The organism is Streptomyces sp. NPDC096040 (assembly GCF_040303265.1).
Lineage (GTDB): Bacteria > Actinomycetota > Actinomycetes > Streptomycetales > Streptomycetaceae > Streptomyces.
The window spans coordinates 245,486-268,237 of record NZ_JBEOTA010000010.1; the positions used below are offsets into that span (position 1 = coordinate 245,486).

The following is a 22,752-nucleotide window of genomic DNA, read 5'->3' on the forward strand; positions in this document are numbered from 1 at the left end:
GACGGCGTCACACGGCGGCGATCCGGGGCGCGGCACCTCGTCCCCCAGGGCCGGCTCCCTGGTCCGGATCTCCCAGGCCGCCGTCGGGCCGGACTCCGGGGTCGTGCCCGCCGTACCGGCAGACGGCGTTTCTCCTCGCGGCCCATGCCGTCCTCGCGGTCTGATGTACACGCCCGCCCCTGATCCCCCGTCAGTTTCCGCCAGAGGAGCAGCACATCATGAACGCACCCGAGAACATCGCCCTCGTCCGCCACTTCTACGCGTCCAAGGCAGCGCCGGAGGTCTTCCAGGAGGTCATGGACCCGGAACTCGTCTGGGACATCACGCCCGGCTTCCCCGGCGGCGGGGTCTACCACGGCCCGGAGAGCGTGGGCCGGGACTTCTTCGGCCCGCTGCTGGAGAACTTCGACGACTTCCACCCCGTGGGCGAGGAGTACTTCGCGGACGGGGAGGGCCATGTCTTCGTCCTCGGGCACTACCACACCGTGAGCAAGCGGGGGGCCACCGCGGACGCCAGGTTCATGCACATCTGGACCGTCCGCGACGGCAAGCTCGCCAAGCTCCAGCAGGTGAGCGACAGCCTCGTCGTGGACCGTGTGATCAACGGCTGACACCGCCGAGGCCGCCGAGGCCGCCAGGACCGCCAAGTCCACCAAACTCTTCGAGACCGTGGAGCAGCATGCCGAGCCCTCCCAGGAATTCCCGGTCGGCGTCGACGGTCCGGGCGGCCCGGGCGGTCTCGGTCGCTCTCGCCGACGCTCGCCAGTAGGACGAGGAAGAGGAACGTCCCCAACGCGGCGCACAGTTTTCCGCAGCCGGCGGCGAAGCCATGGTGCCTCCGCGGTCGTCTGCGCCGTGATCGACATCCTGCGACGGGACCTTCCGCGGGCCCTAGACGAGCGCTGAGGCGGACAGCGGCTGTTCCGCCCAGATCGTCTTGCCGGTCGGCGTCTGGCGGCTGCCCCAGCGTTCCGCGAGCTGGGCGACCAGGAGCAGGCCGCGGCCGCCCTCGTCGTAGACCCGGGCCCTGCGCAGATGCGGGGCCGTGCTGTTGCCGTCGGAGACCTCGCAGATCAGGGACGCGTCGCGGATCAGACGGAGGGCGATCGGGCCGTCGCCGTAGCGGACCGCGTTGGTGACCAGCTCGCTGACGATCAGCTCCGTGGCGAAGGCCGCGTCCGTCAGACCCCAGGCCTCCAGTTGTTCGCCCGCCATCTTGCGGGCCCCGGCGACCGCCGCCGGGTGCTGGGGGAGCTGCCAGGTGCGGACCTTGGTGGTGTCCAGGGCGTGGGTGCGGGCGAGGAGGAGGACGATGTCGTCGGCCGGGCGGTCGGTCAGGACCGTGTGCAGGACGCGGTCACAGGTCTCCTCCAGGGGCGCGGCCGGGGTGGCGAGGGCCCGGCGGAGGAGGTCCAGGCCCACCTCTACGTCGTGGTCGGCCGTCTCCACCAGGCCGTCGGTGTAGAGGGCGAGCAGGCTGCCCTCCGCCAGTTCCACCTCGGTGGACTCGAAGGGCAGGCCGCCGAGGCCGAGCGGCGGGCCGGCCGGGAGGTCCAGGAGGCGGACGTCGCCGTCGGGGGTGACCAGGGCGGGCGGCGGATGGCCGGCGCGGGCCATGGTGCAGCGGCGGGACACCGGGTCGTAGACGGCGTAGAGGCAGGTCGCGCCGACATCCCCGGAAGTGGTCTCCGGGTCCTCCTCCCGGGCGAGCCTGATGACGAGGTCGTCCAGCTGGGTGAGCAGTTCGTCGGGAGCGAGGTCGACGTCCGCGAGCGTCCGCACCGCCGTACGCAGGCGGCCCATCGTCGCCGAGGCGCGGATGCCGTGGCCGACGACGTCGCCGACGACCAGGGCGACCCGGGCGCCGGACAGCTGGATCACGTCGAACCAGTCGCCGCCGACGTCTCCGCCGGAACCCGTGGGGAGATAGCGGTAGGCCACCTCGGCCGCCTCGAGCCCGGGCGGCGGCCGGCCGGGCAGCAGGCTGCGCTGGAGAGCGAGTGCCGTGCGGCGCTCCCGGGTGTAGCGGCGGGCGTTGTCCACGCTCACCGCGGCCCGGGCGACGATCTCCTCCGCGAGTCGCTGGTCGTCCTCGGTGAAGGGCTCGGGTGTGCGGTGCCTGAGGAAGTGCACGAGACCGAGGGTGACGCCGCGGGCGCGCAGGGGGACCATCAGCACCGAGTGGATCAGGTACCGGGCGACGGAGTCGGCGCGGGCCTTGGAGGCTCCGATCCACTCCGGCATGCCAGGGTCGCCCGGCTGGTGGCGGGTGCCGTGGCCGGCGAGCAGGGTCCTCATCGGGGGCGTGTCCACCGGGTAGTGGAGCACATCGCCGGGGTCGGCCGCCTTCTCCGGGCAGCCCGCCAGGACCGAGCGCTGTGCGGTACGGCGTACGGTGACCGGCTCGTCCGGCGGCAGCGGTCCCGGCTCGTCGCCCAGGGCGACGGACTCCAGCAGGTCGACGGTGACGTAGTCCGCGAACCCGCCCACGGCCACCTCGGCCAGCTCCTCGGCGGTCCGGGTCACGTCCAGGGTGCTGCCGATGCGCACGCTGGCGTCGTTGAGGATGGCCAGGTGGCGGCGGGCCCAGTACTGCTCCGTGGTGTCGAAGACGGTCGCGGACAGGCCCTGCACCGTGCCGGACTCGTCCTTCAGCGGGGACAAGTACGTCGACCAGGAATGCTCCCGGGTCTCCCCGGGCGCCTGGCCGTGCTGCTCGTGGAAGACCGTCCGCCCGGTGCGCAGGACCTGCCGCTGGAGGCGGTCGTACTCGTCGAAGGGGCAGTCGGGCTCGATCTCCCGCAGGGTCAGGCCCCGCATCTCCGCCACGGGCAGGCCCATGATCCGGGTCATGGCCTCGTTGGCGGCGACCAGCCGGTCCTCGCGGTCGTAGATCGCCACCGGCATGGGCAGCTGGGCGAGCGTGAGGTCCCACAGGGCCGCCGCCCCCAGCTGGTCACGCCCGGACACGGCCGTCCGCGCGGCACCGGTCACCAGCCAGAGCGGCCTGGCGCCCGCGTCCGCGAGGGGGATGCCCTGGAGGCGTACGACGATCCGGTCGGCGTTGCGATGCCGCAGCGCCACCTCGGTGGACCAGCGGTGCCCATTGGCGATGTGGCGGCGCGCGGAGGCGGGCAGGTCGGCGGCGAGCAGGTGCCTGACGGGACGGCCGACGATCTCGGCCGGTTGGTACCCGAGCAGCTGCCGGGCACCGGCGCTCCACACCAGGACCGCCCCGTCGGCGTCGACGACGACCGCGAGGTCATCCGGTACGACCGTCAGGTTCTCCGGTACGCGTCCCTGCATGGTGCCTCCGGATGCCCGGGTTCCCGGCTGTCCGGGTGCCCGCATCCGCTCCCAGCATCCCGCCCCACCGTGCGCCCTTCAACCGACGCCGGGGGCAGGGCGTGCAGGGCGGCCTGGACAGTGGCGGCCATGCCGACGAGGCCGCTCACGCCAGGAACCGCGCCGCCGAGACGGCCACCCGCGCCGGGACCACGACTACGGCGTACGGCCACCGCTGAACCCGACTCCCTCGCCCGTCCCCGCCGTCCGCAGGAGCAGCACGGCCACGTCGTCGGTGTGGCCGCCGGCCGGCCAGGCGTGGTGGACGAGGCTGTCGATGAGGTGTTCCAGGTCGTTGACGCCGGCGCGCGCGAGGTGGGCGGCGAGGTCGGCGGTGGCGTGCACGACGTCGCTGCCGGGGCGTTCGATCAGACCGTCGGTGTAGAGGGCCAGGACGGCGCCGGCCGGGACCGCGGCCCGGGTGACGGGGTAGCGGGCGCATGGATCGACGCCCAGGGGCGGTCCGGGGTCGAGGTCGAGCGGGTGGGCCCGGCCGGGCGCGGGGCGCAGCAGGGGCGGTGCGTGGCCGGCACTGGCCAGGATCAGTTCCTGGCGGACGAGGTCCAGGTGGGCGTAGAGGCAGGTCACGAGGAGGTCGGAGGAGAGATCGGCGAGCAGCCGGTTGGTGCGGGCGATGACCTGGTCCGGGGTGGCTCCGGCGGTGGCGTGGGCGTGGATCGCGGTGCGGACCTGCCCCATCAGGGCGGCCGCGGCCATGCTGTGGCCCTCCACGTCACCGATGACGGCCGCCGCGTTGGTGGCGTCGAGGCGCAGCAGGTCGTAGAAGTCGCCGCCGACGTCGATGCCGTGCCCGGCCGGCAGATAGCGGGCGGCGACGTCGAGGCCGGGCAGGGTGGGCAGGCCGCGGGGCAGCAGTGCCTGCTGGAGTTGGTGGACGAGGTGGTGCTGGGTGTCGTACAGGCGGGCCCGGTCCAGGGCCTGGGCCAGCAGGCCGGACAGCGGGTTGAGTACGGCGCGTTCGTCGGCGGTGAAGGTGTGGGGGCGGTCGTAGGAGAGGATGCAGCAGCCCACCGGGCGTCCCGAGATGACCAGGGGCAGGAAGGCCCACGCCTGCTTTCTGCTGATCTGCGGGGCGCGGGGGTGGCTGCGGGCCAGTTCGGCGGGGCTGCCGAAGTAGGCCGGGACGCCGCTTGCCAGGACCCGGCCGGCCGGGGTGAGGCCGGTGTCGAGGGGGAGGGCGTCGAGGCGCTCGACGACGTCGGCGGGGTAGCCGTGCTGCCCGGCGATCCGCAGCCGGCCCGCCTCGGCGATGCTGAGCACCAGGCCCTGGGCGCCGAACGCCGGCAGGATCTGGTCCGCGATCAGAGCGACGAGGTCCTGGGTGGTCACCGTCTCGGTGAGCGCGGCCGCCAGGTGGATCAGCTGGTAGAGGCGGCCGGGCGTGGTCAGGGCCGGCTCCGTGCCGGCGGGCGGCGCGGCCGCCGTCTCCGCCCCGGGGGTGATACGCACGCTGATGCCGCTGTGGTCCGGGTGCAGATGGAAGGTCAGCCACCGGTCCGGCGGGCGGCGTGCGCTGAAGGACACCGGCGCGCGGCTGACGACCGCCATGCGGTACCGCTCCTCGTAGCACAGGTCGTCCAGCCACGGCAGGGACTGCCAGGGCCGGGTGCCCAGCAGCAGGTCCGGCTCCCGGCCGAGCAGCCGGGCGGCCGCGGCGGACACGAACGTGACACGGCCCTCCAGGTCGAGGGCCACGGCCCCCTCCGGGAGACGGTCCAGGTAGTCGGCGGCGGCCAGCCCGGTCTGGTCGGGATGGCGCGGGGCGTCCACGGGCACGACCCGGGGCCCGTCGGGGAGGCCGGGCGGTACCGGCGAGTCGTCCAGGAGCCGGGTCAGCCGGCGGGCGCTCGCGGTGATGTGCTGCCGTTCGCGGGCCGTGGCCCGGGGCGGATGGTCGGCGGGCCACATCAGCACGACCCCGCCCCAGCAGCGGCGCACCCCGCGCAACGGCACCGCGGCGAGCGCGAAGGGGTACGGCAGGACGGCCGCCGCACGCGGATAGCGGCGCACCATCTCCTCCTGGCCGCCGACCCAGACGAGGTGGTCCTCGCGGATCGCGTCAGCCACCGGGACGGGGGCGGTCAGCGCCAGCCGCTGCCACGGGGCGGTGAAGTCGACGGGCAGTCCGCACAGCGCCACCAGGCGCAGCAGCGCGGCCGGCTCCTCGATGAGATACACCCCGCCGCTCGCCGCCCCCGTCCGGCGCATCATGCCGGCCAGCGCCACGCCCAGGGCGTCGTCCACCGGCAGCTCACCCCTGGGCCGGGCACGGTGCCCCATGACGGTCGTCCTCCGGTCCTGTGCCGTGGGAGGCACGCGCCGTACCGTCCCCGGCGGTGGGTGACGTGTACCACGCATTCGCGACAATACGCATATACCTCCTTCGCGGCCTATCTCCTTCCGGCCTACCTCCAGACAGGCCCTAGCGGCCCGGGTCGTCGGCCGGAGGCGGGCGGGGCCGCGACCGCCGTGCACCGTGCGGGCTAGGATCCGGGCCATGGCGCAGACCATGAGCGAGGTGGACCGGTTCGAGGCGGCCAGGCCCCGGCTGGCGGCCCTCGCCTACCGCCTCCTCGGTTCCGCGAGCGAGGCCGAGGACGCCGTTCAGGAGACGTATCTGCGCTGGCAGGCCGCCGACACCGGCCGTATCGAGGTCCCCGAGGCATGGCTGACGAAGGTCCTCACCAACCTGTGCCTCAACCAGCTCACCTCGGCCCGCGCGCGTCGCGAGACCTACGTGGGCCAGTGGCTCCCCGAGCCGCTGCTCGCCGGGGACCCGATGCTCGGCCCTGCCGACATCGCCGAACGGCGCGAGTCCGTGTCGTACGCCGTCCTGACCCTGCTGGAGCGGCTCACACCCGGCGAGCGCGCGGTGTACGTGCTGCGGGAGGCCTTCGACTACCCGCACCGGGAGATCGCCCGCATCCTCGACATCACCGAGGCCGCCAGCCAGCAGACCTTCCACCGGGCCAAGAAGCATGTCGCGGCCGGCAAGGCGCGCGCCGAGGTCGACGAGGCCGCCGCCCGGCGGATCATCGAGGAGTTCCTCGTGGCCGCCACCAGCGGCCGGACCGAGCCGCTGGTCCGGCTGCTCACCCAGGACGCGGTCGCGGTCGGCGACGGCGGCGGGAAGGTGCCCGCCCGCGCCAAGGCGTTCGAGGGCGCCCTCGCGGTCGCGACGTTCATGCGGGGCCTGTTCAAACCGGGCCCGGCCCAGCGCGCCCTGGCCGGCGGCCCGGTCGAGCTCCACGCCACGACTGCCAACGGCGGCCCCGCCCTGGTGGCGGTCGTCGACGGCCGGGTCTTCGGCGTCGTGTGCCTGGAGATCACTCCCGAGGGCATCGCCGCGTTCCGCAACCAGGTCAACCCCGACAAGCTCGAACGCGCGACCAGGCGGTGGGCGGCGACCGACCACGGCGAACCCTTGCTCCGGCTCTTCTGACTCCATGTGAGCTGCGGTGAGCTGCTGTGAGCAGCTGTGAGCAGCTGTGAGCTGTTTCACTCCGCGTTCCTGTCAGGAAACGGTGGGCCGTCCGGTTCAAGGGGCGACCCGCTGACAGAGCCCGCTGACAGGAGCACGGACATGCAGCACCGCATCGTCGTCCTCGGAGCCGGATACTCCGGAGCCATCGCCGCCGGCCGTCTCGCCAGGCGGCTGCACCGCGAAGACGCCGCCATCACCCTCGTCAACCCCGAACCCGACTTCGTCGAACGCGTCCGGATGCACCAGCTCGCGACCGGCCAGGACCTCAGGGGCCGGCCCCTCGCCGAGATGTTCGCGGGCACGGGCGTGGAGTTGAGGCTCGCGAGGGTCACCGCCGTGGACGCCGACCGGAAGACGGTCACCACGGTCGAAGCGGGCGGCGCCGAGGAGATGCTGCAGTACGACACCCTCGTGTACGCCCTCGGCAGCGCCTGGAACGACCAGGGCGTCCCCGGCACCGCCGAGCACGCCCATGAGATCGCGAGCCGCCCCGGGGCGCTCCGGCTGCGCGAGCGCCTCGCCGCCCTGACGGCCGGACAGCCGGTGCTCGTGGTCGGCGGCGGGCTCACCGGCCTGGAGTCCGTCACCGAGATCGCCGAGGCCCGCCCGGACCTCGCCGTCGCCCTCGCCGCCCGCGGCGGCCTCGGCGACTGGCTCTCGCCCAAGGGCCGCCGGCACCTGCGGAAGGTCGTCGACGGGCTCGGCATCACCGCGCACGAGCACACCGCCGTCACCGCCGTGGCGGCCGACCGGGTCACCACCGCCGAAGGCGGGACGATCCCCGCGGCGGTCACGGTGTGGACCACCGGCTTCACCGTCCACCCCCTCGCGCGGGCCACCACGCTGGAGGTCACCGGCTCCGGCCGGATCGTGGTCGACGGGACCATGCGGTCGGTCTCGCACCCGGACGTGTACGCCGTCGGCGACGCGGCGATGGCGACGGGCCCCGGCGACAAGCCGCTGCGGATGTCGTGCGCCACCGGCGCCCCGATGGCGTGGCAGGCAGCCGACGCCATCGCGGCCCGCCTGACCGGCGGAAAGCTCCCGAAGGTCCCGCTCCGCTACTTCAACCAGTGCATCTCGCTGGGCCGCGGGCAAGGCCTGATCCAGTACGTCACGGCGGACGACCGCGCCGTAGGGGCGACCCTGACGGGACGCACCGCAGCCCTCTACAAGGAACTGGTCTGCATGGGCGCGGCCTGGGCCGTGGCCAACCCGACACTCGGCCTACCGACCCGCACCCGCCGCGCGGTCGCGAAGCCGACCGGGACACCGGAGAAGACCACCACCCCGGCCTGACCCGCCCCGGGCGCCGGGGAAGCCGAGACTCGCCGGCCGCTCCGGAGGCCCGTGCCATGATCCGTACGTGCCGCGGACACCGGGATACGGCGTGGACTACCTGATCCATCACCCGGCCTGGCCGGTGGCGGAGACCCTCGCCGTGGTCGACGGCCACTTCATGGGACCGGGCCCGGCCTGGCCGGAGTTGCTGTCCGCCGCCCGGCAGCCGGCATCGGCGGGCGTCGTCGACACCGACAGTCGCCTCCTGCTGTTCTTCCCGGCACTTGGCGACGGTTCCGCTCACCGCCCCGCTCACCGCGCTCACCGTGATCACAGAGTGCCGCGCGCGGTAAGCCGGTCGACCTTCGCACGGAATGGGCGCGGCTCACCCTGCCAGAGCAGACACTCACGGCGGTGTTGGTCAGCCCGGCAGTCGGGCGGCGCAAGCCGGTTCAGAGGAGGCTGACCCCGCTCTTCCGGACGGAGGACGACGCATAGGGCGTCGCCGGCACGGCCTGACTCGGCCAGCAGGCATTCAGGCAGATTCAGGTTCGATATGCCACGTTTGTCACGTTAGCGCCCGTGTCGGGGGCAGCTCAGTTCAACGGAGTGCTCGACCGAAAGCCGGGGTGGGCGCGCTGCCGTCGGACGAACAGGAGCGTGCAGATGGGTGAACCGGAGATCACCACCGACTTCGCCGCACCGCGTGTGGCGAGCACGACGAAATCTGTGGTGAAGAAACTTCCTGAGGTCACCCTGGCGTTCTGGATCATGAAGATCGCCGCGACGACTCTCGGGGAGACGGCAGGCGACCTCTTCGCGCAGACGTTGAAGCTGGGCTACTTCCTCACCACGATCGCCCTGTTCGGGATCTTCGTGGTCACCTTGGTGGTCCAGCTGCGGTCCAATCGCTACAACCCGTTCTTCTACTGGACGGTGATCCTGTCGACCAGCATGGCCGGGACCACGATGTCCGACTTCATGAACCGCGACGCCAGCGCCAAGTACCTGTCGTCGGGCGCGACTTCCCTGGGGTGGGGACCGCAAGGGCTCGGGATGGGCTACCCCACCGGGGCCGCGATCCTCATCTCGATGCTCCTGTCGATCTTCCTGGTCTGGAAGCTGAGCGGGATGACGTTCCAGATCCGCGACATCGTCACCTTCCGTGGCGAGGTCCTGTTCTGGTCAGCGATCCTTGTGTCCAACACGCTCGGCACCTCCATGGGTGACTTTCTGTCCGACAGTTCCGGCCTCGGCTACGCCGGCGCCGCGCTCCTGGTGACCGGGCTGCTCCTGGTGCTCGTCGTGCTGATGAAGGTTCCCGCAGTGCCGAACGTGGTGCTGTTCTGGATCGGCTTCGTCCTCACCCGTCCTCTCGGCGCCACCGCGGGTGACTTCCTCACCAAACCCGTCGCCAAGGGCGGCCTGAACCTCGGCACCTTGGGATCTTCCGCCGTCCTCCTCGCGGTTCTCCTCGGCATGATGGCCTACGCCCACCGACGCGAGCGCAAGGCTCTCGCCGCACAAGCCAAGCCCGAGCGGGTCAGCGAGTGGGCAGGCTGACCCTCAACCGGGCCCCGGAGCGGTACTCGGGATCAAAGGAGACCTCGTCCCCGATGGCGCGGGGGGTCTGTGATCTTGATGTGGCCACGCAGGGAGAAGCAGCTGGGAAGCTGTGCTCATGATGGACAAGGCCGGTGGGGTTCAAGGTCAGTCGCCTTGCCCGGGAAAATACGCACGCGTTGAGCGTGAGAGACGGCTCCTGCTGGCCGGACCGCCGACTCTGTCGACGGTAACGGTCACCCGTGTGATCACTGACCGGTATCTGGTGGGAACACGTCTGCGGCTGCGACGCGCAGATTTCTCAGACGGCCGCTGCGAACGCAAACTCACTCAGAAAGTGCCGGTCTCTCGTCCCGGCGCTGTTCAGGGCCCGATCACTAACACCTACTTGTCCCCGACGGAGTACGACCTGCTCGCGTGGCCCGATGCCCGATCGAGGTGGCCCGCACGGTGAATGGCTCCGGGGTGGTGGGCCTTGCCGGACAGCAGATCACCGGGGGTGTTCCGCTGGCCGGGCAACGCGTGACGCTCCGGCTCGACGGTCCGGTGATGCAGGTCGTCGCGGACGGGATGCCGGTGCGGACCCTGCCGTGTCCCATCGCGCCCCAGCGGAGGGCTCACATCACTTAGGAGTTCTTGGGTGCAGCCTGCTGGACGACCTCGAAGGACCACAGAGTCGAACCCGTAGCGGCCGGCTTCGGCTTCTCGCCGCCCTCCTCACCGCCACCCTGGTGCGCAGCCTTCATGGGCCCCTCCATCCAAGCCTGGAAGGACTCCTCGTCGCGCCACCGCGTGTAGACGAGGTAGCTGTCGGTCCCTTCGACCGGACGGAGAAGTTCGAACCACTCGAATCCGTCGGAGCTCTCCACGGCGTGGGCCCGGGAGGCGAACCGCTTCTCCAGCGTCTCCCGCTGCTCGGCCGGCACGGTCAGTACGTTGATCTTGACTACGCTCATGAGCCCATCCTGCCGCAAGGGTGATCAGGAGGGCGTGAGCGACTAGCCAGCCCGCTTCCTCGACGGTGACCTCGTCATCCTTTCGCCACAGCAGCACCTCGACCGCCAGGTTGATCGGGCCTGCCGACCGGCGCACCGGGTCTCCCACGTCAGCCATCGAACTGTGAAACTACTTCGCAACTCGGTTGTGTTGGCGTCGCTCAATTAATTTCACTATGCAATCAGCGCGGGGGCGTGATGAAGCTTCTCCTTACCGACTCCGGTGTCAGGAACGCAAGCATGCTGGCGGCGCTGGTCGATCTCCTGGGCAAACCGATCGCCGAGGCCGGCGCCCTCTGCATCCCGACCGCGGGGTACGGGGGGCAAGTACGGGGAACCGGGCGGGCCATGGCGTTTCATCAGCGGACGGTCCCCCAGCCCCATGACCGAGTTGGGGTGGAAGTCGGTGGGCGTGCTGGAGCTCACCGCGCTGCCCAGCATCGACAAGGAACGCTGGGTCTCCTGGGTCCGAGAGGCAGACGCCCTGCTGGTGAACGGCGGTGACGCGCTGTACCTGTGCCACTGGATGCGGGAGTCCGGCCTGGCCGACCTCTTCCCGTCGCTGCGCGACACGGTCTACGTGGGGCTCAGTGCCGGGAGCATGGTGCTGACTCCGCGTATCGGGGAGGATTTCGTCGGCTGGAAGCCGCCCACCGGTGACGACAGCGCACTGGGAGTCGTCGACTTCTCCATCTTCCCGCACCTCGACAGCCCGGACTGTCCGGAGAACACCATGGCCGAGGCGGAACGGTGGGCCGCCGGGATTCAGGGTCCGGCGTACGCCATCGACGCACAGACCGCCGTCAAGGTGACCGACGGCGGCGTGGAGGTCGTCTCCGAGGGGCACTGGAAGCAGCTCAACCCGGCACAATGAACGCCGACGACCTTCCCGTCCTGTACGTCGATCTTGGCTGCGCCCATGGGTTCATCCCTGGGGTGTTCGCTCATGTCACAGCAGCCTCAAGGAAATTCATCGAACCCACGTACAACCCTTACCTCTTGACGCGGGTCTCCTGATCGCCGGACACCATTGACTCCGGCCGTCCGCCGGGTGCGGACGGCCCCCGCATGCCGCAGGAGACAACCCGCATGCACACGTTCCCGCGACTCGCCCTCGCGACGGCCACCGCTGCCGCGCTGACGGGCGGTCTGCTCACGTTCTCGGCGGCCTCGGCCACGGCCGCGGACTCCTTCAAGGTCGCGCGCGCCGACTTCAACGGCGACGGTATCGGCGACATCGCCACCTCCGCGGCCACCGCCTACGTCAGCGGCCACAAGAACGCCGGGCAGGTCGTCGCCCTCTACGGCTCCGCCTCCGGCGTCACCACCGCCAAGCGCACCACCCTCAGCCAGAACAGCGCCGGCGTCCCCGGCACCGCCGAGGCCGGCGACGCCTTCGGCTACGAGCTGGCGTACGCCGACTTCAACGCCGACGGCTACGACGACCTCGCCGTCTCCTCGCCGTACGAGAAGGTCGGCAGCGACACCAACGGCGGTACCGTCACCCTCCTGTGGGGCTCCAAGAGCGGTCTCACCGGCAAGGGCGTGGACCTCAAGGACCCCTCCCCGAGCAGCCACGACTACTGGGGGCTGAACCTCGCCGCCGGTGACTTCGACGGGGACGGCAAGGCCGATCTGGCCGTCGGCAGCTCGGCGGCCACCCTGTGGGTGTTCAAGGGCGGAATCGCGAGCAACGGCACGCCCGGCGGCCGTTACACCGTCAAGCCGCCGGTCGAGCCGGGCAGCGACTCCTCGCCGTACGGCCCGATGAACCTGACCGCCGGTGATGTCAACGGCGACGGCCGCACCGACCTGATCGTCGACGGCTACGAGACGAAGACCTCGCGGCACTGGAACACCAACTACTGGCTGCCGGGCACCTCCAGGGGCCTGACCGCGACCGGCGCCAAGGCGCTGAAGAACGGCATCGTCACCGGTGTCGGCGACATCAACGGCGACGGCTTCGGCGACATCGTCAGCGGTGCCTCCTGGGACACCACCACCGACGACGGCACCGCCGTCCCGGACTCCGCCAACGGCGGCCGGGTGGCCGTCACCTACGGCTCCGCCTCCGGCCCGGCCAAGGCCACCATGTTCAACCAGAACTCCGCGAACGTCCCCGGCACCTCCGAGAAGGGCGACGGCTTCGGCTGGGACCTCGACCTCGGCGACATCAACGGCGACGGCTACGCCGACCTGGTCGTCTCCACCCCGAGCGAGGACATCGGCAAGAACGCCAACACCGGCCAGGTCACCGTCTTCTACGGCTCCAAGACCGGGATCAACATCACCTCCGGCGCCCAGTCCTTCGCGCAGAGCACGGCCGGCGTCCCCGGCGACGACGAGAAGAACGACCTCTTCGGCGCCGACGTCAAGCTCGACGACGTCACCGGCGACGGCAGGGCGGACCTGGTCATCGGCTCGTACGAGAACGGCGCCGACGGCGCGGTCACCTACCTGCCGTCCAACGGCTCGAAGATCACCACGACCGGTTCCCGTGCCCTCGCCGCGAGCAAGCTGGGCGTGTCGACGACCGGCACCCCGCAGCTCGGCGCCGTCTTCGCCGACTGATCTGACCGATCTGACCGGTCTGACTGATCTGGCGGATCTGACCGATCTGAGCGCCAAGTGCCCCCTTCCCGCACGGCAGTCGGGCGGGCCCGGTCTCTATACGACGGACCGGGGGCCCGCCCCCGCGGCTCGGCCGTCCGCCTCACCGACGTGCACGGCGACGGCCGTGCGGAGCTGACGGCCTCCGCACGGAACGAGGACGGCGGCGTCGGTGCCGTCCGGCTCTTCAGGTCCACGGCTTCCGGCATCACGGCCGACGGCTCCAGGACATTCACCGGCACCACCCTGGGCGGCCCGTCGGGCAAGGCCCACTTCGGCGACATACTGGACGGCTGATCATGCGCATACGTACGGCGGCGACCCTCGCCGCCCTCCTGACCGCGGGCCTCGTCCCGCTGGCCGGCCCCGCCTCCGCCGCGCCCGCCAAGTACGCGGACGACTTCAACGGCGACGGCTACCGCGACCTCGTCACCGCGGCGCCGGGCGCCACGGTCGGCGGCCAGGCGCGCGCCGGTGCCGTGGTCGTCACCTACGGCTCCAAGTCCGGCATCAAGGCGTCCAGCCGTACGGTCGTCACCCAGAACTCGCCGGCCGTTCCGGGCGTGGCGCAGACGGACGGCAGGTTCGGCTCGGCGCTCGCCTTCGGCGACCTCAACCGGGACGGGTACGCCGACCTGGTCGTCAGCGCCGAGCGCCACGGCGACGACGCCCACGGCGGTGCGGCGGTGATCGTCTGGGGCGGCAAGAAGGGTCTGGCCGGCGGCAGCACCGTCCCCGACCCGGACCCTGGGAACCACTACAGCTTCGGCCTGTCCCTGGCGGTCGGCGACTTCACCGGCGACGGCCGGGCCGACCTGGCCGTAGGCAGCATCGGTTCGGACATACAGATCTTCGAGGGCGGTTTCACCAAGACCCGCGGCGCCGCGTCCCGCACCTGGCTGGCCACCGACCTGAGGACCACTGACGGCGAGGGTGCCGAGTCCATGGCCTCCGGCGACATCAATGGCGACGGCGTCGACGACCTGGTGATCAGCGGCACCTACCAGGCGGACAACTCGCCGACGATTCAGGGGAACCTCGTCTACCTGGGCGGATCCCCCGGGCCCGAGCTGCAGCGGGTGCTGAACACCGGCAGCCGGTACCTGGTGGCCGTGGGCGATGTGAACGGCGACGGATACGACGACCTCCTGGTGTCCCTCAACGGCGGCGCCGACCCCATTCACGACGGCTTCGCGGTCGGCTCCTACCTCGGCGGCGCGGACGGCGTGAGCGGCACACCCCAGGCGATGATCACCGAGAACACTCCCGGCGTCCCGGGGAGCGGTCCCTCGGACGGCGGTTTCGGCGACTCGCTCTCCGTCGATGACGTCGACGGCGACGGGTACGCCGATGTGGCGGTCGGGGCGTCCTACGAGACGATCGGCGCGGCCCGGCGGACCGGCACGGTCACGCTGCTGCGCGGCTCCGCGGCCGGTCTGACGGGCGCGGGCGCCACGCGGTACACCGAGAACACACCGGGCGTCCCCGGCACCGACGAGAACAACGACTTCTTCGGCTCCGCGGTCCGGCTGGCCGACGTCAACGGCGACGGCAAGGCCGATCTGGCGGTCGGCGCGCGCGGCGAGAACGGCTCGGACGGCGCGGTGTGGAGCCTGCGCGGCTCCGTCTCGGGCCTGACGACGACGGGTGCGGTGAGCTTCGGACCGACGTCGGCGGGGGTGTCGGCGGCGGGGGCGCCGCAGCTGGGGTTCACCATGGGCCAGTGACGCCCGGACCCGTGCGGGGCGTCCCTTAGGCGTCCCTTAGGGGATGTCACAGCTCTGCGGCAAAGGCGGGCTCGGGTGGCTGAGCCCGCCCCACGGTTCTCCCGGACCGGGTACGTTCGATGACGTGGCTGGATTCAGGATCGGACGCGGTGGCCGGGACGCCCGTGCCCCGCAAACGCGACCGCAACAACCCGCGTACGGGCAGCAGGCGCCGCCCCAGAGCTTCGGCGGGCAGCCGGCGGGGCCGTCGTACGGATACCCGTCGGCCCCGCAGCCGTACCCGCACAACGGGGGCGGCGGCCGGCCGCAGAGCCGTGGCGGCTACCCGGGACCGGGGCAATCCGGCGGCGACGGCCCGGAGTACTTCGGCGACGACAACGGGTACGGCGGTCACGGCGGCCAGGGCGCCGGCACTCCCGACCCGTACGCGGCGAACAACCCGGGCCACACCCAGGCCTTCTCGGTCGACGAGGCCGACGGCTACACCCGGGGCGCGACCTACCACGCCGGCTCGGCCGCGCCGTCCGGCCCGATCGGCCCGCGCCTGCACTGGAAGGACCTGCTGAAGGGGATCGTCCTCTCCCCGAACCAGACGTTCCTCCAGATGCGGGACTACACGATGTGGGGCCCCGCCCTCATCGTGACCTTCCTCTACGGCCTGCTCGCGGTCTTCGGCTTCGACGGCGCCCGCGCGGACGCGATAAACGCCACCCTCACCAACGCCGTCCCGATCGTCCTGACGACGGCGATCGCGATGGTGCTCTCCTCCTTCGTGCTCGGCGTGGTGACCCACACCCTGGCCCGCCAGCTGGGCGGCGACGGCGCCTGGCAGCCGACGGTCGGCCTGTCGATGCTGATCATGTCGATCACCGACGCCCCCCGCCTCCTCTTCGCCATGTTCTTCGGCGGTGACGCGGGCTTCGTCCAGATCCTCGGCTGGGCGACCTGGATCGCGGCCGGCGCCCTCCTCACCCTGATGGTCGGCAAGTCCCACGACCTGCCCTGGCCGAAGGCCCTGGGCGCGTCGGCGATCCAGCTGATCGCACTGCTGTCGATCGTGAAGCTGGGCACGTTGTAGCCCCACGCGCGTACGAGAAGGGCCCCCGGCACGGCAGCCGGGGGCCCTTCTCGTGTGCTTCGGGATGTCAGGCGTCGAGAACCTGCCCGGCCCGCTTCACCACAGGCCGTTCGACACTCCACGGGAAGTTGATCCAGTCATCGGTCCGCTTCCACACGTACTCGCACTTCACGAGGGAGTGGGACTTCTCATAGATCACCGCGGACCGGACCTCGGCGACCGTGTCGAGGCAGAAGTCGCGGACGAGCTTCAGCGTCTTGCCGGTGTCCGCGACGTCGTCGGTGATCAGCACCTTCTTGTCGCTGAAGTCGATGACATTGGGGACGGGCGCGAGCATGACCGGCATCTCGAGGGTGGTTCCCACGCCCGTGTAGAACTCGACGTTGACCAGATGCAGGTTCTTGCAGTCGAGGGCGTAGGCGAGACCGCCGGCGACGAACACACCACCGCGGGCGATGCTCAGCACTATGTCGGGTTCGAAGCCGTCGTCGACGATGGTCTGCGCGAGCTCGCGCACGGCGACGCCGAACCGCTCGTAGGTGAGGTTCTCCCGTACGTCACTGCTCATGGCCGGTCCCTCACACCTGCGTCCGATGGAAGTTGAGGTAGGAGCGGGAGGCGGTGGGCCCGCGTTGCCCCTGGTAACGGGAGCCGTAGCGCTCACTGCCGTAGGGGTGCTCGGTGGGGGAGGTGAGCCGGAACATGCACAGCTGCCCGATCTTCATGCCCGGCCACAGTTTGATGGGGAGGGTCGCGAGATTGGACAGCTCAAGGGTGACGTGCCCGCTGAATCCCGGGTCGATGAACCCGGCGGTGGAGTGCGTGACCAGCCCGAGCCGCCCGAGCGAGGACTTCCCCTCCAGCCGCGATGCGAGGTCGTCGGGCAGCGAGATGACCTCGTACGTCGACGCGAGAACGAACTCCCCGGGGTGGAGGATGAACGGCTCGTCGCCTTCCGGCTCCACCAGCCGGGTCAGGTCCGGCTGCTCGACGGAGGGGTCGATGTGCGGGTACCGGTGGTTCTCGAACACCCGGAAGAAGCGGTCCAGCCGCACATCGATGCTCGACGGCTGCACCATGGATTCGTCGTAGGGATCGATCCGTACCCGCCCGGCGTCGATCTCGGCCCGGATGTCCTTGTCTGAGAGAAGCACGTCCCGAGGATACGCAAGGCGCGCGGACCCACGACAATCGTGACAGTCCACGCGCCCCTGGTACTGCTGTCTGTCTGCTCTGCCCGGTACTGCTTCCCGCTACTGCCGCTGCTTCTCGAGTGCGACCGGTACGACGCTGCGCAGCCGGGCGCACTTGGGACACCGGACGAGCCGTCCGGGGCCGAGCCGCTCGGCCTGCTGCATCGGGAACGAAGCGGTGCTGAACACGTGCCCTTCGGCACAGCGGACGACGGTGCGTTCCATCAAGTCCCTTAAGTCCCTTCCCCAGGAGCCGCGTCGGGCTTACTGCCGTGACGACGGAAAGCCACATTACGGGATCAAAGAGACGGCTCTCCAGGCGGCACTCCGGCTCACCCGGCCCCTCTCCCACGTCTCCACCGTACGCCCCAACTCCGGCCGCCCGCACCCGGATCCCACCCCTGACCCACCCCTGAAACGCACGCGAACCCCACGGTCTGAGCGCCGGCGGTCCACGATGAGGTACAGTGAGCGGGCGTTCGGACACCGACCCGGTCGGCGTCTTACGCGGGTGTAGTTTAATGGTAGAACATCAGCTTCCCAAGCTGAGAGCGCGAGTTCGATTCTCGTCACCCGCTCCACAATGAAACCCCAGGTCAGCGGCCTGGGGTTTATGCATTGGCGAGGATTCTCCACCCGCTTCCGGACTACCGAGCACGCGTGCAATGGGCACGCGGGGGGCACGAGGGCTTGGCGGATGCCACACAGCGGGCCTGATACGCCGCGAGTTCCGCGTCTTCAGCGGCCCGGCGGCGTCGAATCGAAGATCCGCCGGGCCCGCGGGCGCTGCGCCGGGCCGTCAGAACACGCCCTTGTACGCCTGCCACCCCGAGGCGATCTTCGTGCGGGGGCCGAACGACCCCTTACCGTTCCCGCTGTTGCGCCACAGGTTGCCGGAGGTGTCGCGGGAGATGATGTCCGTCTTGCCGTCGCCGGTGATGTCGCCGACGCCGACGATGGCGTTGTAGGAACCTCCCCAGGCTGAGAACAGCTTCACGCGCGCCTTGAAGGTGCCCTTGCCCGTGCCGGAATACCGGTACAGGTTGTTGGACTTGTCCTGGGCGATCAGGTCCCCGACGCCGTCGCCGTCGAGGTCGCCGACGCCCACGATCTTCTTGTACGTCTTCCAGTTGTCGTAGAGCTTCACGCGAGCCGAGAGCTTCCCGGAACTCGTCCCCTTGTAGAGGTAGACGGCTCCCGTGGAGGAGTTGCGGGCGATGAGGTCCGGGCGGCCGTCGCCGCTGACGTCCCCGGGCGAGGTCAGCACGTTGTACGGGTTCCAGCCCTTGCCGAGCGAGGTGTGCGGGGTGCTCGTGAGGAAGGCCTGCCCGCGCATGGTCCGGTACACCCGCAGTTCACCACTGCTGAACCGGACGAGGATGTCGTTGCGGCGGTCGCCGTTGAGGTCGCCGAACGGGACCAGTGTCACGGAGGAGGGCCAGCCCGAGGCCGGCATGCTCTTACCGAAGGCGCCCGTCGCGTTGCCCGGCCGGTAGCTGATGACGCCGGACGAGCTGAGGGTCAGGGCGTCGCCGGTCCCGTCCGGCGCCCAGGTGCCGCTGTTGGTGAAGTCGTGGCGTACCGCGGTTCCGTCGGACACCTTCACCGTCTGGGACACCGTCAGCGCCGGTCCGGAACCGTCGGCGGGCGGGGCCGTCAGCCTGAAGGTGTACGTACCGTTGGGGACGAGCGCGCCCTTGGCGTCGCGCGTGTCCCACCGTGTGGTCAGGGTGCCGTCCACCTCTCCGCCGGAGAACGTACGGACCACGGCGCCGGTGGCCTTGCTGGTGAGCGTGGCCGTCCAGGAGGCGGCGGCCTTGGAGAGCAGTCCGCGCCACTGCCACCAGGGGCCGGCGACCGCGCTGCTCTCCCCCGCGTTGTCGGTCGCCTCGGACTCGACGACGGCGAGCCGCCCGGTGGCGACCCCGCTGGGCACGAGATGGATCCGCTTGTCCGCGTCGACGTAGGCCGCGGGACCGCCGAACTTGTCCACGGTCCAGGTCACCCCGCGCAGACCGGAGGTGCCCGCCGCCAGGTCGCCGATCTTGTGGGTGGTCGCGGTGCCGTCGGCGAAGGCGGTGAGGAGGAGCGCCCCGGCCGAGGTGTCGTGCCGGACGAGGTAACCGTCGCCGAGCAGCGCCTGCCCGGACGGGACGGGGATGTTCTTCTTCGCCGTACGGTCCCAGACGCCGGCCGTCGCGGTCGGGCCGCAGGACCAGTAGATCCAACGGCCCACCGCCTGGAGTTCCTTGGGGACGCAAGGTGCGCCGGTGCTGACGGTGTCGGTGGTCTTGCCGGTCTTCAGGTCCTTCGCGGTGACGACACCGGTGCCGGAACCCGGCGTCCACAGGCTGGTCCCCCAGACGGAGGCGGCAGTGACGGAGCGGGTGAGAACGGGCTGCACGTCGGTGTAGACGCCGAGGTCGCCGACGTACTGCTTGGCGGGGGAGGAACCGTTGACGATCGCGTAGCGGCCGGTGACGTCGAGGAGGGTTCCGGAGGCCGAGGGCAGATAGAAGAAGCCGGCATCGTCGTTCTTGTCGAGGGACTGGAGGTACGAGCCGACGGGGTCGGCGTCGGCGGTGAAGGTCACCGCGCGGCCGTCCCCGGTGGCGTACGGGCCCACCCCGAGACCGTCCCACTTCCGCCAGGTCGGCGCGATCGGCGTTCCGTCGGCGGCGATCCGCCGGGTGTAGTAGGCGCCCATGAAGCTGCTGTTGGCCTCGTCGGTGGCCAGGGTGCCGTTCTGCAGCGACAGCCGGCTGATCGTCGCGGCCGCCGGCGGTACGGCGGTCAGCTCCGTCAGCGTCGGGGTGTCCGCTCCCGTGTCGGTGACCCTGCGTACCGCCCAGTGCCCGGCGTCCGTGCCTCCCACGGCCAGCAGACTGCCGTCCGGTGCCGTGGCGAGGGAACTGTTCGCGTGCCGGAGCAGGGTGAGCGGGTCACCGCCCGTGAGGGGGACGGCCATGAGCGGCTCGCCGGACTCGTCGGCCAGGTTGTGCGGGTCCGACGGTACGGAACGGGCCACCACCAGCCAGCGTCCGGCGATGCCCACGGACGGGGTGCCCTCCGTTCCGGGCAGCGTCACCGTCGTCTCGGCGGCGGAGAGGTCGGCGCGGTCCAGGACGTGTGCCACCGTGCTGTCGGACCGGTACCAGACCAGCCGGTCCGCGCTCAGCGCGACGGCCGTCGGAGCGAGGGACACGGCCACATCACCGGTGACTCTCGCGGTGGCCAGGTCCACCAGCGCCAGGTGCCGCTCGCCGTTGCCCAGCGCATAGCCGATGACGGCGGTGCCGCTGTCGCCGCCCAGCACGTTGAAGGTGGCCGTGATTCCGGTCGGCCATCCCTCGATGAGGGTGCCCTCGGCGGGCGCGCCGCCGCCGTACAGCCACAGCACGCGGTTGCCGTCGGCGTCCCGGGCCTGGGTCAGCACATGGGTGCCGAAGGTGGCCCAGTATGTGCCGTGGGTGATGGCGACGTCCGTGGTGGTGCCGGCGGACAGGTCCCTGAGGACGACCTTCTGGGTGGGCGAGACGACATCGGTCACGACGTCGGACGACGACCCCAGGTACGCGGGGAGTTCGAGCCGGGCCAGGTCGCCCAGCTCGGTCGTCGTACCGGTGTCGTACGACGTCCACAGGTAGCCGGAACGCCCTTCCTGGGCATGCAGATAGCCACTGGGGCCGGCGCTGTAGATCCGGTCCCGGCGCGGTATGTAGCGGTCCGCCTGGAAGACCTTCTCCGCCGCGAGGCCGGTGCTGCCGGCAGCGTTGTCCGCGTCGGCGGTGACGGCGAGCGGGCCGGGACCGACGGTCACGGTGAGGACTGCCAACGCGGCGACGACGCCTCGGGCGGTGGTATGGACAGTGGTACGACGGGCCATCGTCGCCTCCTGGGCCTCTCAACAGAAAAAGCCGTGACGGAACGGCGGCGGCCGATCAGGCGCACGTCGACGGTGCTGCGAAAATGTCAAGCCCCCGAGCTGCCCCCCACGCACAGCGGCACGAGAGTAGCAGCAGGCCCAGGCCCATCAGGAGTAACGGGGAAAGAGGGGTTCGCCGAGTTGGGGTCAGGGTGCGGTTTTGAGAGGGCGTCCGCCCCAACGGATGTCTTTCTCGCTTCGTATGCGGGCGCGTTCCTTGCGTTCGCCGGCCAGGGCGTCGCGGTGGCGGACGTTGGCGTTACGCCGGCGCAGGTGGGTGTGCAGGGCCCGGGTCTGCACCGTGTGGTGGTAGCGCACTCCGTGGGTGCGGTGGTGGGTGGCAGGCAACCGCTCCAGCGGTCGGATCGGACGTCACCGCACGTCCAACCGCTGCCGGCAGCCGGTGCAATGGGCCCGGCCTGCCCCGGTTCCTCCGCTATCCCGTAACGGCGCGTCAACTCGCCTGGCACAGCGGTGCCTTGGTGCAACCCCCGGGGCAACGCATCGCCCGGCAACAGGCCTCCTATGAAGGGGATCAACGGCGGGATCTGTTGATCATGGAGACGTCAAGTGAGTGAGGTGACGCGCATGCGTACGCTGCCGGAACCCACCGACTATTCACCGGCCCTTGCCGCAACTGCCCAGGAAGGAGCTGCTGGCGGTTCGAGGGCTGCACGCCGGCGTCGCGCCCGACGTGCTCAAGGAGCTGGCCGCGGCAGCCGCTCGACGACCAGGTCGTAGGAACCCTCGACCGCGTCGGTGACCAGTCGCTCGGTGATGCCGGGTCCTGGCCCCAGGGAGATCCAGTGCCGTTTGTCGAGATAGCGGCCTGGTGTGATCGAGGCGTAGCCGCGTACTTGAGCGCGGGCGTGTTCGGGTTCGCATTTGACCGTGACGATCTGCTCGTCCGGGTCGTCGGTGACGATCAGGAACACTTTCCCCGCGACCTTGTACACGTCGAGTCCGGGGGTGAAGGGGTATCCGTGGCTGACGTCGGGGAGGTCCAGGGCCGCCTGGCGAGCGGTGTCCTGGAGCCGGTCACCGGCCGCGCTCACCGGGCCGCCCGCTTGCCGGTGCCGTAGATGTGCGGGTCGACGGGCTGCTCGGCCTTGGGCAGGTGGGCGACGACGAGTCGGTAGGAGTCGGTGACGAGTTCCTCGACCAGCTTCTTGTCGACGCCTTCACCGCTCTCCAGTGTGATCCAGTGCTTCTTGTTCATGTGGTAGCCGGGGGTGATGTGGCTGTACTGCTCCCGCAGAGCGTGGGCCTCGCCGGGGTCCGCCTTGAGGATTACCACGGGACGCCCCGGGACCTCGGTCATCAGCATGAACACCTTGCCGCGCACCTTGAAGACCTCCCAGTCGGGGCCGAAGGGGTGCTCCAGGTGGGCTCCGGGGAGTTCCTCCGCGCAGTCGGCGGCGGTCTTCTGCAGGGTCGATCCGTTCATGGGCCGTGGGCCTCCTCGGGCGGTGTAGGACTGCGGCATCGAAGGGCGCGGAGGACGCGCCGCGCAGTCGCGGCGGCACGTCC

The 22,752-nt window shown here is 70.8% G+C and carries 20 protein-coding genes, 1 tRNA gene and 1 pseudogene; 11 read left to right on the forward strand and 11 right to left on the reverse strand.

Annotation, left to right across the window (positions count from 1 at the left end; all coding sequences use genetic code 11):
* The first annotated feature begins 218 nt into the window (after nt 1-218).
* Nucleotides 219-611, forward strand: coding sequence for a nuclear transport factor 2 family protein (locus tag ABTY98_RS16215; RefSeq protein WP_352221543.1), 393 nt, complete (start codon nt 219-221; stop codon nt 609-611).
* A 280-nt stretch (nt 612-891) separates the two neighbouring features.
* On the opposite strand, the gene ABTY98_RS16220 is transcribed toward ABTY98_RS16215, so the two are convergent.
* Nucleotides 892-3,306, reverse strand: coding sequence for a SpoIIE family protein phosphatase (locus ABTY98_RS16220; protein ID WP_352221544.1), 2,415 nt, complete (start codon nt 3,304-3,306; stop codon nt 892-894).
* Between the two features lie 11 nt (nt 3,307-3,317).
* Here ABTY98_RS16220 and ABTY98_RS16225 point away from each other — a divergent pair, with 11 nt between their 5' ends.
* On the forward strand, nt 3,318-3,524 hold the full coding sequence (locus ABTY98_RS16225; RefSeq protein WP_352221545.1) for a hypothetical protein: 207 nt from the start codon (nt 3,318-3,320) through the stop codon (nt 3,522-3,524).
* Here the strand turns inward: ABTY98_RS16225 and ABTY98_RS16230 are convergent.
* Nucleotides 3,502-5,646, reverse strand: a complete 2,145-nt coding sequence (locus ABTY98_RS16230; protein WP_352221546.1) for a SpoIIE family protein phosphatase — start codon at nt 5,644-5,646, stop codon at nt 3,502-3,504. The genes ABTY98_RS16225 and ABTY98_RS16230 overlap by 23 nt on opposite strands.
* 217 nt (nt 5,647-5,863) lie before the next feature.
* Between ABTY98_RS16230 and sigJ the strand changes: the two genes are divergently transcribed.
* Both sigJ and ABTY98_RS16240 read left to right on the forward strand, forming a co-directional pair.
* Nucleotides 5,864-6,808 (forward strand): RNA polymerase sigma factor SigJ, encoded by a 945-nt coding sequence (gene sigJ, locus ABTY98_RS16235; protein ID WP_352221547.1) that lies wholly within the window; start codon nt 5,864-5,866, stop codon nt 6,806-6,808.
* A 141-nt stretch (nt 6,809-6,949) separates the two neighbouring features.
* Nucleotides 6,950-8,149, forward strand: coding sequence for an NAD(P)/FAD-dependent oxidoreductase (locus ABTY98_RS16240; RefSeq protein WP_352221548.1), 1,200 nt, complete (start codon nt 6,950-6,952; stop codon nt 8,147-8,149).
* 108 nt (nt 8,150-8,257) lie between these two features.
* Here the strand turns inward: ABTY98_RS16240 and ABTY98_RS16245 are convergent, their stop codons facing one another.
* Complete coding sequence (locus ABTY98_RS16245; RefSeq protein WP_352221549.1) at nt 8,258-8,383, reverse strand: hypothetical protein; 126 nt, start codon at nt 8,381-8,383, stop codon at nt 8,258-8,260.
* 414 nt (nt 8,384-8,797) lie between these two features.
* On the opposite strand from ABTY98_RS16245, the gene ABTY98_RS16250 reads away from it, so the two are divergent.
* Nucleotides 8,798-9,694: a COG4705 family protein gene (locus tag ABTY98_RS16250; protein WP_352221550.1), complete on the forward strand. Its 897-nt coding sequence runs from the start codon at nt 8,798-8,800 to the stop codon at nt 9,692-9,694.
* A gap of 626 nt (nt 9,695-10,320) precedes the next feature.
* On the opposite strand, the gene ABTY98_RS16255 is transcribed toward ABTY98_RS16250, so the two are convergent.
* Entirely contained in the window at nt 10,321-10,650 is a 330-nt protein-coding gene (locus tag ABTY98_RS16255; RefSeq protein WP_352221551.1) for an antibiotic biosynthesis monooxygenase family protein, read from the reverse strand.
* A gap of 421 nt (nt 10,651-11,071) precedes the next feature.
* Here ABTY98_RS16255 and ABTY98_RS16260 point away from each other — a divergent pair, with 421 nt between their 5' ends.
* The 5 genes from ABTY98_RS16260 (at nt 11,072) to ABTY98_RS16280 (ending at nt 16,104) form a co-directional block, all read left to right on the forward strand.
* Complete coding sequence (locus ABTY98_RS16260) at nt 11,072-11,563, forward strand: Type 1 glutamine amidotransferase-like domain-containing protein (protein ID WP_352221552.1); 492 nt, start codon at nt 11,072-11,074, stop codon at nt 11,561-11,563.
* Between the two features lie 215 nt (nt 11,564-11,778).
* A complete protein-coding gene (locus tag ABTY98_RS16265; protein WP_352221553.1) occupies nt 11,779-13,260 on the forward strand; it encodes an FG-GAP and VCBS repeat-containing protein in 1,482 nt (493 codons plus the stop codon).
* Nucleotides 13,261-13,317: 57 nt separating this feature from the next.
* A complete protein-coding gene (locus ABTY98_RS16270) occupies nt 13,318-13,596 on the forward strand; it encodes a hypothetical protein (RefSeq protein ID WP_352221554.1) in 279 nt (92 codons plus the stop codon).
* A 2-nt stretch (nt 13,597-13,598) separates the two neighbouring features.
* The gene (locus ABTY98_RS16275; RefSeq protein WP_352221555.1) at nt 13,599-15,026 is read left to right on the forward strand and encodes an FG-GAP-like repeat-containing protein; all 1,428 of its coding nucleotides are present in this window, start codon (nt 13,599-13,601) and stop codon (nt 15,024-15,026) included.
* A gap of 43 nt (nt 15,027-15,069) precedes the next feature.
* On the forward strand, nt 15,070-16,104 hold the full coding sequence (locus ABTY98_RS16280) for a Yip1 family protein (protein ID WP_502994237.1): 1,035 nt from the start codon (nt 15,070-15,072) through the stop codon (nt 16,102-16,104).
* Nucleotides 16,105-16,171: 67 nt separating this feature from the next.
* Here ABTY98_RS16280 and ABTY98_RS16285 read toward each other — a convergent pair whose 3' ends face one another.
* The 3 genes from ABTY98_RS16285 to ABTY98_RS16295 all read right to left on the reverse strand — a co-directional run bounded on the left by ABTY98_RS16285 (nt 16,172) and on the right by ABTY98_RS16295 (nt 17,522).
* On the reverse strand, nt 16,172-16,672 hold the full coding sequence (locus ABTY98_RS16285) for a phosphoribosyltransferase (RefSeq protein ID WP_352221557.1): 501 nt from the start codon (nt 16,670-16,672) through the stop codon (nt 16,172-16,174).
* 10 nt (nt 16,673-16,682) lie between these two features.
* Nucleotides 16,683-17,258: a dCTP deaminase gene (gene dcd, locus ABTY98_RS16290; protein WP_352221558.1), complete on the reverse strand. Its 576-nt coding sequence runs from the start codon at nt 17,256-17,258 to the stop codon at nt 16,683-16,685.
* Between the two features lie 99 nt (nt 17,259-17,357).
* Nucleotides 17,358-17,522, reverse strand: a complete 165-nt coding sequence (locus tag ABTY98_RS16295; RefSeq protein WP_352221559.1) for a hypothetical protein — start codon at nt 17,520-17,522, stop codon at nt 17,358-17,360.
* Between the two features lie 282 nt (nt 17,523-17,804).
* On the opposite strand from ABTY98_RS16295, the gene ABTY98_RS16300 reads away from it, so the two are divergent.
* Nucleotides 17,805-17,878, forward strand: a tRNA-Gly gene (locus tag ABTY98_RS16300).
* A 218-nt stretch (nt 17,879-18,096) separates the two neighbouring features.
* Here the strand turns inward: ABTY98_RS16300 and ABTY98_RS16305 are convergent.
* From ABTY98_RS16305 to ABTY98_RS16320, 4 genes and pseudogenes are all read right to left on the reverse strand, one after another.
* Nucleotides 18,097-21,183: an FG-GAP-like repeat-containing protein gene (locus tag ABTY98_RS16305; RefSeq protein ID WP_352221560.1), complete on the reverse strand. Its 3,087-nt coding sequence runs from the start codon at nt 21,181-21,183 to the stop codon at nt 18,097-18,099.
* Nucleotides 21,184-21,369: 186 nt separating this feature from the next.
* Nucleotides 21,370-21,531 (reverse strand): annotated as a pseudogene (locus tag ABTY98_RS16310) (IS630 family transposase); the annotation flags it as partial.
* A gap of 389 nt (nt 21,532-21,920) precedes the next feature.
* On the reverse strand, nt 21,921-22,277 hold the full coding sequence (locus tag ABTY98_RS16315) for an MmcQ/YjbR family DNA-binding protein (RefSeq protein WP_352221561.1): 357 nt from the start codon (nt 22,275-22,277) through the stop codon (nt 21,921-21,923).
* Nucleotides 22,274-22,669: an MmcQ/YjbR family DNA-binding protein gene (locus ABTY98_RS16320; RefSeq protein WP_352221562.1), complete on the reverse strand. Its 396-nt coding sequence runs from the start codon at nt 22,667-22,669 to the stop codon at nt 22,274-22,276. The genes ABTY98_RS16315 and ABTY98_RS16320 overlap by 4 nt, the downstream gene beginning before the upstream one ends.
* Nucleotides 22,670-22,752 lie beyond the last annotated feature (83 nt).

Bases quoted from the DNA above. Each gene is read 5' to 3' on its own strand.
- ABTY98_RS16215 (WP_352221543.1), top strand. From the start codon at position 219: ATGAACGCACCCGAGAACATCGCCCTCGTCCGCCACTTCTACGCGTCC.
- ABTY98_RS16220 (WP_352221544.1), bottom strand. From the start codon at position 3,306: ATGCAGGGACGCGTACCGGAGAACCTGACGGTCGTACCGGATGACCTC.
- ABTY98_RS16225 (WP_352221545.1), top strand. From the start codon at position 3,318: ATGCCCGGGTTCCCGGCTGTCCGGGTGCCCGCATCCGCTCCCAGCATC.
- ABTY98_RS16230 (WP_352221546.1), bottom strand. From the start codon at position 5,646: ATGGGGCACCGTGCCCGGCCCAGGGGTGAGCTGCCGGTGGACGACGCC.
- sigJ (WP_352221547.1), top strand. From the start codon at position 5,864: ATGGCGCAGACCATGAGCGAGGTGGACCGGTTCGAGGCGGCCAGGCCC.
- ABTY98_RS16240 (WP_352221548.1), top strand. From the start codon at position 6,950: ATGCAGCACCGCATCGTCGTCCTCGGAGCCGGATACTCCGGAGCCATC.
- ABTY98_RS16250 (WP_352221550.1), top strand. From the start codon at position 8,798: ATGGGTGAACCGGAGATCACCACCGACTTCGCCGCACCGCGTGTGGCG.
- ABTY98_RS16255 (WP_352221551.1), bottom strand. From the start codon at position 10,650: ATGAGCGTAGTCAAGATCAACGTACTGACCGTGCCGGCCGAGCAGCGG.
- ABTY98_RS16260 (WP_352221552.1), top strand. From the start codon at position 11,072: ATGACCGAGTTGGGGTGGAAGTCGGTGGGCGTGCTGGAGCTCACCGCG.
- ABTY98_RS16265 (WP_352221553.1), top strand. From the start codon at position 11,779: ATGCACACGTTCCCGCGACTCGCCCTCGCGACGGCCACCGCTGCCGCG.
- ABTY98_RS16275 (WP_352221555.1), top strand. From the start codon at position 13,599: ATGCGCATACGTACGGCGGCGACCCTCGCCGCCCTCCTGACCGCGGGC.
- ABTY98_RS16280 (WP_502994237.1), top strand. From the start codon at position 15,070: ATGTCACAGCTCTGCGGCAAAGGCGGGCTCGGGTGGCTGAGCCCGCCC.
- ABTY98_RS16285 (WP_352221557.1), bottom strand. From the start codon at position 16,672: ATGAGCAGTGACGTACGGGAGAACCTCACCTACGAGCGGTTCGGCGTC.
- ABTY98_RS16295 (WP_352221559.1), bottom strand. From the start codon at position 17,522: ATGGAACGCACCGTCGTCCGCTGTGCCGAAGGGCACGTGTTCAGCACC.
- ABTY98_RS16305 (WP_352221560.1), bottom strand. From the start codon at position 21,183: ATGGCCCGTCGTACCACTGTCCATACCACCGCCCGAGGCGTCGTCGCC.
- ABTY98_RS16320 (WP_352221562.1), bottom strand. From the start codon at position 22,669: ATGAACGGATCGACCCTGCAGAAGACCGCCGCCGACTGCGCGGAGGAA.